Here is an 11,872-nt window from a genome sequence, read left to right as displayed (position 1 = left end):
ACCAACAGTTCCAAAAAGGAGTTTAGTTCATGATTATTATCGATCGCGCCTTACAAGCCCGTGCAGCAGCAGGAAATCCTATCAAAGTAGGAATGATTGGTGCTGGTTTTATGGGTCGAGGAATTGCCAACCAAATTGTTAATTCCGTGCCAGGAATGGAGTTAGTTGCTATCTCCAATCGCAAGATTGATGCAGCTAAACAAGCTTATTCGGAAGCAGGAATTGAAGATATTCAAGTTGTTGCAAGTGTCAGCGAATTAGAAGATGCGATCGCAAACGGTAAGTATGCAGTCACAGAAGACGCTAAGTTACTGTGTCGGGCTGAGGGCATCGATGCCTTAATCGAAGTCACAGGTGCAGTGGAATTTGGCGCTCACATCGTTATGGAAGCGATCGCCCATTGCAAACATGTGATTATGATGAATGCCGAACTCGACGGCACTATTGGCCCCATCCTGAAAGTGTATGCTGACAGAGCAGGTGTGATTCTCAGCGCCTGTGATGGCGATCAGCCAGGGGTGCAAATGAACCTCTACCGCTTTGTAAAAAGCATTGGTTTAACTCCCTTATTGTGCGGTAACATTAAAGGACTCCAAGACCCCTATCGCAATCCCACCACCCAGGAAGGATTTGCTAAACGTTGGGGTCAAAAGCCCCACATGGTGGCTAGCTTCGCCGACGGAACCAAAATTTCCTTTGAGCAAGCGATCGTTGCCAATGCCACAGGGATGAAAGTCGCCAAACGGGGGATGTTAGGGTATGACTTCAACGGTTCTGTCGATGAAATGACCCAGCTATATGATGTTGAACAACTCAAAGAACTAGGCGGCATTGTCGATTATGTAGTTGGAGCAAAACCAGGCCCAGGCGTATATGTATTTGCCACACACGACGACCCCAAGCAACAGCACTATCTCAACTTATACAAATTAGGCGAAGGCCCACTTTACAGCTTCTATACTCCTTATCACCTCTGTCATTTTGAAGTTCCTCTGTCCGTAGCGCGTGCAGTCCTTTTCGGTGATGCTGTTATGTCTCCGCTAGCAGGGCCGCTAGTTGATGTTGTCACCACTGCCAAAATCGACCTGAAAGCAGGAGAAACCTTAGATGGCATCGGCTACTACATGACCTACGGACAATGTGAAAATTCCCCCATCGTCCAACAGCAAAATCTTCTACCAATTGGTTTAGCAGAAGGATGTCGCCTGAAACGGGATATTAATAAGGATCAAGTTCTCACTTATGAGGATGTAGAATTACCTGAAGGCAGACTCTGCGACCAACTAAGAACTGAGCAAAACAATTATTTCGCCCCAGAAAAAATCTTGGTAGCAGTTGGGTAATATCGATTCCAAAAATATTTGCGACAAATGAATTGGCTGTAGGGGTGTACAGCTGTACACCCCTTATACGTTTCGGAAAGATCCCCCCGCCTGCGGCGACCCCCTTAAGAAGGGGGTAAAAATCACAAAAAGCCCCCCTTTTTAAGGGGGGTTGGGGGGGATCTCCGAAGCTCTACCAACATATTTGTCGCCAGAATTTCGTAAAGAGGATAAGAAGCTATACTGCGGGACACTAAAGTTGTTGATAATAACTTGCTGGGGAGCCTTGAAACAAACCCGATCGAAACTTTAGGTTAAATTCATGAAAATTGCTCTAGTCCACGATTATTTAACCCAGCGAGGTGGGGCAGAGCGTGTATTTGAACTGCTTTGTAAGCGTTATCCTGAAGCAGACATTTTCACATCTCTGTACGATCCTCAAAAAACTATTGATCTAGGCGATCGCATCGTTAACACAACGTTCTTACAAAAAATCCCTGGTGCAGCAAAGTATTTCAGGTCAATGGCTCCTCTATATTTTCCTGCCTTTCGCGCCTTGGATCTGCAAGACTACGATCTAATTATTAGCAGTAGCACCAGCTTCGCCAAAGCAGTGCGAAAAAGCCCCAACGCCCGCCACATTTGCTTTTGCCATAATGTCACCCGTTTCTTATGGGATACAGCAACCTATTTAAGAGAGTACGGAGACTATAGATATTTTGCACCTTTAATCGAACAAGTATTTCAAGTAATGAGAAAGGTAGACCTGAAATATGCACAGGAGCCTGACCTTTACATTGCTAATTCTAGTGTTGTTGCCCGCCGTATTGAAAGTATTTATGGCAAAAAGGCAATGATGGTGAACTATCCAATTGATACTAGTAAATTTGTTTTTTCAGATATAAAAGATGAATATTATCTGGCTTCAGCCCGGATGATTAGCTATAAACGCCTTGATATAATAGTCGAAGCTTTTAATTGGCTAGGATGGCGCTTATTAATATCAGGTGACGGGCCAGAACTAGCACGGTTAAAATCTAAAGCATTACAAAATATTGTGTTCTTGGGACACGTAAGTGATAGAACCCGCAAAGACTTGTTTTCCAAAGCCAAGTCTATTATTGTCGCAGCCTTAGAAGATTACGGGTTAGTTCCAGTAGAGGCTAATGCTAGCGGGACACCAGTTATCGCTTATGGAGCAGGTGGAGTATTAGATACTCAAATACCAGGTGAAACAGGAGTCTTTTTCAAAAGACAAACACCTGACTCTCTACAAATTGCATTACAAGAAGCCAATGGCATTTCTTGGGATTACGATCGCATCCGTAATCATGCAGTAGCAAACTTTTCAGAGAATGCCTTCTTTGGGAAAGTTGAGCAAATTATTAACCAAGCTTGTGGCGGGCATCAAATATTCATTTGATTTCGGAATCTCTTGACACTATAAGATTACCTATTATTTTATCTATCGTCTTCGGTAGGCTGTTAAAAAATAGGCATTCTTCGGGGTATCTCTTAGCGTAAGTCTTGAAGACAAGGATAATAAAAGTGGTTCAAACTAGCCTAAATCCTCATATAACTCCAGCCTCTGAAACTGAGCCAACTTACGGACAATTATTTGCCGTATTTGTGCGAAGATTTCCTTGGTTTTTAGCAGTATTGATTAGTTCTATTGCTATAGCAGGCATCGTAACTTTAAAAACTAAACCAACTTATAAAAGTTCAATGCAACTGCTAGTAGAATCTAACTATCAAGGTAAGAAAGAAGGAGCAGGGGTAGATAGCCAGTTTACTGACTCTAATATTGTCATAGATACTGCAACTCAGCTTAACTTGATGCAGAGTTCTGGACTTATCCAAAAAGCAGTTGATAAACTTCAGTCTGATTATCCAGATATCAGTACAGGTGAAATTAAAGCTTCTTTAGTTTTAACTCAATTGAGAAGCAAAGAAGATAATGTCGCTACAAAAATATTTCAAGTTGAATACACTGCTGGAGATCCAGAAAAGACACAAAAAGTTCTGGGTGCAATTCGACAAGTTTATCTGGAATATAACAAACAACAGCAGACTTCGCGGTTACAAAAAGGTCTGCAAATTATTAGGGAACAGTTAAGTAAAGCCAGTGAAGAAGTAAACGCATCTGAGACTAATTTACAAAGATTTCGCAGAAATCAGAACTTAATTGATCCAGAGTCACAGGCCAAAGCGATTGAGACAGCTTTGAATAATATCGCTCAAGAAAGACAGACAACTCGCGCTCAGTATGGCGAAGCCTTAGCACGCCAAAAATCTTTGGAAGAACAACTTAACCGTTCTCCTCAAAATGCTCTAGTTGCTTCTCGCCTGAGTCAGTCTACTCGCTATCAAGGCTTACTAAACGAAATCCAAAAAAGCGAATTGGCACTAGCACAAGAACGCTTACGCTTTACAGATCAGACTCCAAGTGTGCAAAAGCTCAAAGAACAACTTCAGGGTCAGAAGGAATTATTGCAACAAGAAGTAGGAAGAACTTTAGGTGAAAAGTCTGCTAGTGCGTTCACATCTGGAGACTCTCTTCTTGAAAAAGGACAACTTGGGCAAATTGATCTTAGCCTTGCTGGTCAGCTAGTAGAAACGCAGACAACTATAGTTGCTTTAACTGCCCGCGATCAAAGTTTAGCTCAGAAAGAAAACGAGCTACGTTTGGAAATCAAACGCTTCCCGCCTCTTTTGGCTTATTACAATCGGATGCTACCGCAGTTGCAATTTAGTCGTGAAAGGTTAGAGCAGCTTTTAAGAGCAGAACAGCAATTGCGGCAAGAACTTTCCAAGGGTGGATTTAATTGGGAAGTGGTAGAAGATCCTCAAAAAGGCGCACAATTAGGCCCCAATCTCCAACAGAACTTGCTGTTAGGTGCTGTGGTTGGATTGATGTTAGGAGGCATTGCTGCCTTTATTCGAGATTCGGCTGATGATGCAGTTCATACCACTGCTGAGTTAGAGAAGCAAATGGCTCTACCTTTGTTGGGAACAACCCCCAAGCTACCGCCAGCTAAACCCAGAGAATCAATGATTAAATTGCCCTTTGGCAAACCAGAAGTTCTCGCCCCTTGGACAATTCAGGTACTGCAATCTCCACCACGTTGGGAATCGCTGGATCTGATTTACAAAAATATTGAACTTTTAAATACTGTTGCTAACTTGAAGTCTTTGATGATTACCTCAGCTTTACCAGATGAGGGTAAGTCAGCTTTGGCGTTAGGTTTAGCAATGAGTGCTGCCCGTTTACACAAAAGGGTGTTACTAATTGATGCCAACTTACGCGATCCCAGCCTGCACCACCAACTAAATCTTCCTAATGAACAGGGACTTTCAACTCTACTAGCGAGTGATGCAAGTCTACCCAGCCAGATTAGTCTTCAATACGCAGGTTCTGCCTACATCGATATTTTGACTGCTGGCCCTAAACCTGCTGATCCAGCGAATCTGTTGAGTTCTCCCCGAATGATGCAGTTGATGGCAGCTTTTGAGGAAAACTATGATTTGGTACTCATAGATGCTCCCCCAGTTCTTGGTTTGGTGGATGCCATGCTTACGGCATCATCTTGTCGTAGCGTGGTGATGGTGGCAAGCATTGGTATTGTGACACGAAGCCAGTTGACTCAGGCTACAGCAATGCTAAGTAAGTTAAATCTGATTGGGGTTGTAGCTAATGGGGTATCAAACTCTAGCAGTAATTACGTACCTTATATCAAACAACAGCAATTAGCTCTCCGTCAAGCTGTAGAAAAGTAGTTAGTACCGCGAGATGTATAAATCCCCGACTTCTTTAAGAAGTCGGGGATTTTGCATTTATGAACAAATTTAATTTTATTGCTATCAGGAAAATTTTAGTATATTTATGCGATCTTTATGGGTTTTCAGAGAAATTACTGGCTCTTTAAAGAGTAAATAAAGAATTTATTTGAGCGATCGCTATTTCTAGATAGTCTTATATTCTAGAGATTAAAGCACCTTCAGAAAGGCTAGAAGACAAGATTGGACTGGTTTTGTTAAATCTATCAACACAATAAAAGCCTCAGTACAATTAAACGTAGATATAGATTTATGGGTAATTTCCCTCTACATATTTCTACTTTCAGTAGTTACCGGAAAATACCGATTGCCCATGAATATTGATAGTAACGTTGATTAGTAAACCTCTACACCAGAAGACTTCTGGACGATATGTGCTTGGCTGAGTGGCAAATAGAAATAACATATTTTTGCCCTAAATTATCTCCAACTTTTTGGACTTACAACAAGATTCGGATTTGGGTCTTTGGCATTGATAGCCTTTGATAACGCCTCAGTAATTCACTCCTGTATAAACCCAAAGACATTATGACAGCTTCAATAATTCCAACTCTAGAAAATTTATATGATGTAACCCAGGAATACCAAGATAATCGTGGGTACTGCACACTCCAGTGGCGGCGGGGTCAGTTGTTGGTGAAGCAGCCTGGACGAGTGAAACAACCATATCTGCCTGCATTAAATAGTAAGCGATCGCTAGTAGAATGCTTACAACATTCTCCAGTAAGTTTGGTAAGCATAGATCCAAAGCTGGGTGAGGCTTTGCTCAGGTTTTGGGCAGATGCGTGTCAAGAAGCTGAAAAACCAATATTCCTAAGCATACCTGCTGGCAATAAACCTTCTAATCAACCCTGGAGACAATTGCAGCGATTAATTGATTGGATTGCTGCTTTAGTATTGCTGCTATTAGTAAGTCCAGTCATGCTGGGATTGATGGCATTAATGCAGGTTTACTCACCAGGAACGCTTTTTTGTCGTGAATGGCGTGTTGGAGAACACGGTAAACTCTTTCAAGCAATGAAGTTTTGCACGCACAAGATCACACCGCTAGGGCGTTGGATGGGTAAACACAATCTCGATAATCTGCCACAGTTATTTAACGTGCTGCGCGGTGACATGAGTTTGACTGGATCTCATGGTTGGACTTTAGAAGATGCAGTACAGCTAAATAAACTACCAGAAATTAAAGCTTCCTGGGAACTAGAGGCACAGTCTCACCTCTTACATCTAGATAGCCAAACCCTGTAACTTATCTGTGCGGTATTTCATCTACCGCACTGAGACTAACGCGAAAATTGCTTACGTAGCAATACAGTTCAGTTAAGGCATTTCTTCTCTTCCTTCTCTTCCTCTGTGTTCTCTGCGCCTCTGCGGTTCGTTCAAAAAAAGAATTAACCCTTAACTCAGCAGTATTGATCTATAGCAGTCTATCTACCTTGCCAAACTATTATTATAAAATCCATGAATTCTCAACTCCCTCAAAAATTCCGTAGTCTGCTCAAAGCTTCTAGCTTTTGGCAAGACAACTATTTGATATTGCGAGAATTTAAACACTTTCGCAAAATAGTAATTTTAGCTCTAATATTCTCAATTTTAGCAGCAACCTTTGAAGGAGCAAGCATTGGTTTTTTACTCTCATTCTTGCAAAGCTTAACTAGTCCAAATGCTCAACCTGTCCAAACAGGAATAGAATGGTTTGATACTTTAGTTTTAGGATCTAAGTCATCATCAATTAACCGTCTATACCGCATATCTTCACTGATATTATTAAGTACTTGGTTACGTGTTGCCTTCAATTATTTTGGACTAGTTTATACTGAACTATCCCAACTGCATTTTGGCGATCGCTTACGCAAGCAAATTTTTGAACAATTACAATCATTATCGTTAAGTTACTTTGCCAAAACTCGTTCTGGTGAACTAATTAACACAATAACCACAGAAATCGAAAGAATTAGACAGGGTTTTAGTGGTGCAGCATTTTTAGTAACTAGAGGGATAACAACTCTTGTCTACTTAATCTCAATGTTTTTGATATCATGGCAATTAACTGTAATTTCAGCGTTACTATTTACACTTTTAGGTGTAGGGTTATCTAATCTGAATGCCAGAGTTAGAGAATCCAGTTTTGGCATGACAACTGCCAATGCTAACTTTACATCAACAGCCATAGAATTTATTAATGGCATCCGTACTGTTCATTCTTGTGGTACTCAAGAATTTGAGCGCCAGCGTTACTACAAAGCTAGCGACAAGGTAGTAAGTACTACAACTAAAGTTGTATTCACTTGGACACTTGTGAAGCCAATTGCTGAAGGGGTCGCTACTACAGTCTTAGTAGGAATGATTATTTTAGCATTCACTAGCCTGGTTAGTAATGGAACGCTACAAGTTGCTTCTTTGTTAACATTTTTCTTTGTCCTATTTCGCTTCATCCCATTTGTTCAAGATATTAATGGCACACGAGCATTTCTCAATACCTTACATGGTTCAGCAGACAATATTAAAAATTTGCTCAAAAGTGATGACAAATATTATTTTAAAAATGGAAAACTGGAATTTAAAGCTTTAGAAAGGGCAATAAATTTAGTATCTGTAGATTTCGGTTATGATGACCAGCATATAGTGCTACATAACATTACCCTAACCATTGAAAAGGGAAAAATGACTGCACTAGTTGGAGCTTCTGGCGCTGGTAAAACTACTCTTGCTGATTTAATTCCCCGATTTTACAATGCCACAGAGGGAAATGTTTATATCGATGAAGTTGATATAAGACTGTTTGAAATTAATTCTCTACGTCGTAAAATAGCTGTTGTCAGTCAGGACACATTTATCTTCAATACTGATGTTTGGCAAAACATTGCTTATGGAACTCCCCAAGCAACTAATGAGCAAATTCAAGAAGCTGCTAAATTAGCGAATGCGCTGGAATTTATTTTAGAAATGCCAGAAGGTTTTAATACCCAATTGGGAGATCGGGGTGTTAGATTATCTGGAGGACAAAGACAGCGAATTGCGATCGCACGGGCGCTACTAAGGAACCCAGAAATTTTGATTTTGGATGAAGCAACAAGTGCCTTAGATTCTGTATCAGAGCGCTTAATTCAAGATTCGTTAGAAAAGCTATCTGTGGGTAGAACAGTAATTGCGATCGCTCACCGTCTTTCTACTATTGCGAAAGCAGATAAAGTCGTAGTTTTGGAAGCAGGACGGATAGTAGAACAGGGCAAGTATCAAGAATTACTCGCACGCCAAGGCAAGCTGTGGGAATATCACCAGATGCAATACTATAATTCGTAATTCGTAATTCATAGTTCGTAATTCGTAATTTACAAAATATAAATTACGAATTCATTTCCCTACTCAGTTATTGATAATTTTAATGAGGAAAAATAAATGGTAAATATAGGCTACCATACTGCTAAAATTCAAGGTAAATTTAATCGTTCTCTATATAAAGCAGCCATTTCTCAGATTATCAGTATCCCAATAAAGCAAACTCGGCAAGTTCCGGTAAGTATCTATGCTTTATCATGCGAACGCGATTTACCAGAACAAGTGGCAAGTATTCGCTCATTCATTCGTCATGTCGGCATTCCAGATACATTCACTGTAGTTTCTGATGGCAGTTACACAGAGTCTAGTTGTAATTTACTCCGCCGCATCCATCCCTGCGTTCAGGTAATACTTTTACAAAACTTTCTGAGAACGGATTTACCTCAATGTGTTCTTGATTATGCCCAACTGCATCCAATGGGCAGAAAGTTGTCGGCGTTGATGTCGATTCCTGTTAATGGTACTACGATTTACACTGATTCGGATATTTTATTTTTTCCTGGCGGAATTGACTTAATTGATTTGAGTAACTCGGATGATAAATACTCTCTTTATCTACCTGATTGTTCAATGTCGCTTGACGAGCGAATTATTTATGATGAGTCTGAGAAATCGAATCCTGTAAATGGTGGATTTATATTATTTAGGCATGAATTTGACTGGAGTTTTGCCATCAAACGTTTAGCAAATCTTCCAGAAGCTCCTAGCTATTTTACTGAGCAAACAATTGTACATTTGACCATGCACCACAATCATGGTAAACCTCTATGCTCAAATAAATATGTTCTAAATGTAGAAGATCAGTTTATTTATCCAGATAAATCTGCAAGTAAAAACATTGCTCTCAGACATTATGTGAGTGATGTTAGACACAAGCTTTGGTTTAATGTTGGCATATAAGTTGATGAAGATAAGCCTCTATTGATATGAGGAATCTAATTAATAATAACGTCAAGACAAATGGAGATTAATGCTTAACTCAATCAATGAAGCCAAACAAGATAATAAACACTTGCATAAAGGGCTTTTTGAAGAAGACCTGATTTATCAATGTTCCAATTTTGATGTAGGTGAAGGCGGAGGTGTTGAAACTTATTTAGCTTCTCTGTTTGAACATCGACCACCTGAAGTTAGCGATCGCGTGATAAAATCGCTGAAGGGTGTTGACCAAAGTAAATTTAAGCTGCTGCACATCCACAGCCCAGACTTACTATTGCAGCTTACAGGCGAATGCCCGACGGTTTTCAGCGTTCATAACCACTCATTGTACTGTCCTAGTGGCACAAAGTATTTAGCAGGGCAACGGACAATTTGCGATCGCAACTTCTCTTACTTAGGTTGTACCTGGGGTAAATTAGCAGATAAATGTGGTAGCCGTAGACCGTTAAGAACTCTTAAAGAACTTCAAATTACTCATCAGTTATTAGATGTCATAAAAAAGGTAAAAATTACTTTTGTTGCTAATAGCGAATACGTGCGTCAAGAGTTAATTAAAAACGGTGTACCCTCTGAACAAATTGTAACGTTACACTGTGGTATCTCTACACCACAAATAACAACTGCACCCCTGAGTTTAGATATCCACCAAAATCATAGAATTTTGTTTGTTGGACGGATTGTTTCTGACAAAGGTCTGGAATGGCTGCTCAAAACCTTAATACATACTAATCCGCAAATTCAACTTGATATTGCAGGTGAAGGCTGGGAACGACCACGCTTAGAAAGGTTAGCAAATACACTCGGATTAAGTAAGCGAATTACTTGGCATGGTTGGTGCGATCGCAACACATTAAATAACCTTTATGAACAGTGTTTTGCAGTTATCTTTCCTAGTGTTTGGCCTGAACCTGCCGGTCTTGTAACTCTAGAAGCATACTCTCGTTATCGAGCTGTAATTGGTAGTGCAGTCGGAGGTATTCCCGAACATTTGCGAGATGGAGAAACGGGTGTTCTTGTTCCAGGTAATGATATCAAAAAGCTGGCAGATGCTATTCATAATTTGTATGGAGATTATGAAAAAAGCCGACACATGGGTGAACAAGGCCATGCTTTATTGATGAAGGAATTTACAATGGCTGCTCATGTAAATAATCTGCGAACAATTTATGCAAAAACAATAGCTGAATTTCCTGCAAGAACGAAAAAACTATATAGTATTTCTCAAGTGAAATAAGCTTAATTTGCTCTAAAGGTGCATCTTTTATCTATCTATTAAATATAAAGGAAAAAAATATGTCATTATCTCAAGAATGCCAACAGCCTTTGGTCAGTGTTATTATCCCTACCTATAACCGACCAGACTATCTCAAGCAAGCGATCGCTAGTGCTATTAAACAGACTTATCAAAATATCGAAATTATTGTTTCAGATAATTGCAGTCCAGAAAATCCTCAAGCACTTGTGGCATCTTTTGGTGATTCACGCATCAGATTTTGGCGACATCAGCAAAATGTGGGTATGCTTGCTAATCAGCAACACGCCTTCAAAATGGCGCGAGGTAAATACGTTGCTAGCCTCCATGATGATGATATCTGGAATGAAGATTTTTTAGCAAAGCTGGTACCACCTCTAGAAGCAAATTCTGAGTTAATTCTCGCTTTTTGCGATCAATATATCATAGATACTAATAGCATAATTAATAATGTCGGGACTGAAGAAAACACACGCGGTTATAAGCGAGACAAACTAGCAAAAGGAATTCATCAACCTTTTTACAAAATTGGATTAGTAGATAAAAGCATACCCACTGCGGCATCTTGTGTTATTCGCAATAATATTATCGATTGGGATAGTATGCCATCAGAAGTTGGCGGAATGTGGGATTTATATTTAACTTATCTCTGTTCTATATCTGGTTATGGCGCTTACTATTATCCAGAAAGACTGACGCGATATCGCGCCCATGAGCAAACTGATACTATGCTCAGTGGTAGTCGAGATGTCCAGGCAAAAATTCGCAAAGCTAAAAGCGAAATGTTCTGTTATCAAGTCTTTATGGAAGACGCTCGGTTACAGCAATTTAGGACGTATTTTCAACAGAAATGGTTAGAAGCTAATACAACTTTGGGAATTGGTTTGCTGCGAAGTAAACAGATAGCAGTAGCACGTCCTTATTTTTGGCAGGCGCTGACTAAACAAAAATTTAATGCGCGAACATTAGTTGCACTAAGTCTTAGTTTTACTCCGCAATTTTTGGCAAATAAATTAATAGAGTTGTCGAAATAGCAGAGTCTTGTAGGGGCAATTCATGAATTGCCCCTACCTGAAAATCTTTGTTTGTGTAAATACTATTTTTTAACGAACCGCAAAGGCGCAAAGAACGCGAAGTAAGAAAAGAAAATTATTTGATAATACGGTTAAGTTAAGGCTAAAAC

The 11,872-nt window shown here is 40.0% G+C and carries 8 protein-coding genes; all 8 read left to right on the top strand.

Annotated elements, in window-relative coordinates; translation table 11 throughout:
* Window positions 1-29 precede the first annotated feature (29 nt).
* On the top strand, window positions 30-1,343 hold the full coding sequence (locus V7K69_RS25705) for an NAD(P)H-dependent oxidoreductase (protein ID WP_335039633.1): 1,314 nt from the start codon (window positions 30-32) through the stop codon (window positions 1,341-1,343).
* 301 nt (window positions 1,344-1,644) lie between these two features.
* Window positions 1,645-2,745: a glycosyltransferase gene (locus V7K69_RS25700; protein WP_335039631.1), complete on the top strand. Its 1,101-nt coding sequence runs from the start codon at window positions 1,645-1,647 to the stop codon at window positions 2,743-2,745.
* Between the two features lie 125 nt (window positions 2,746-2,870).
* Window positions 2,871-5,099: a GumC family protein gene (locus V7K69_RS25695; protein ID WP_335039629.1), complete on the top strand. Its 2,229-nt coding sequence runs from the start codon at window positions 2,871-2,873 to the stop codon at window positions 5,097-5,099.
* Between the two features lie 588 nt (window positions 5,100-5,687).
* Entirely contained in the window at window positions 5,688-6,407 is a 720-nt protein-coding gene (gene hepC, locus V7K69_RS25690) for a heterocyst development glycosyltransferase HepC (protein ID WP_335039627.1), read from the top strand.
* Window positions 6,408-6,620: 213 nt separating this feature from the next.
* The gene (hepA, locus tag V7K69_RS25685; protein WP_335039624.1) at window positions 6,621-8,462 is read left to right on the top strand and encodes a heterocyst formation ABC transporter subunit HepA; all 1,842 of its coding nucleotides are present in this window, start codon (window positions 6,621-6,623) and stop codon (window positions 8,460-8,462) included.
* A 96-nt stretch (window positions 8,463-8,558) separates the two neighbouring features.
* Entirely contained in the window at window positions 8,559-9,398 is an 840-nt protein-coding gene (locus V7K69_RS25680; RefSeq protein WP_335039622.1) for a hypothetical protein, read from the top strand.
* Window positions 9,399-9,468: 70 nt separating this feature from the next.
* Entirely contained in the window at window positions 9,469-10,671 is a 1,203-nt protein-coding gene (locus tag V7K69_RS25675) for a glycosyltransferase family 4 protein (RefSeq protein ID WP_335039620.1), read from the top strand.
* Between the two features lie 59 nt (window positions 10,672-10,730).
* The gene (locus V7K69_RS25670; RefSeq protein WP_335039618.1) at window positions 10,731-11,723 is read left to right on the top strand and encodes a glycosyltransferase family 2 protein; all 993 of its coding nucleotides are present in this window, start codon (window positions 10,731-10,733) and stop codon (window positions 11,721-11,723) included.
* Window positions 11,724-11,872 lie beyond the last annotated feature (149 nt).

It is taken from the genome of Nostoc sp. (assembly GCF_036917775.1).
GTDB lineage: Bacteria > Cyanobacteriota > Cyanobacteriia > Cyanobacteriales > Nostocaceae > Nostoc.
Note: the sequence above shows the minus strand (reverse complement) of the source record. Positions and strands in the feature narration are given on the sequence as shown.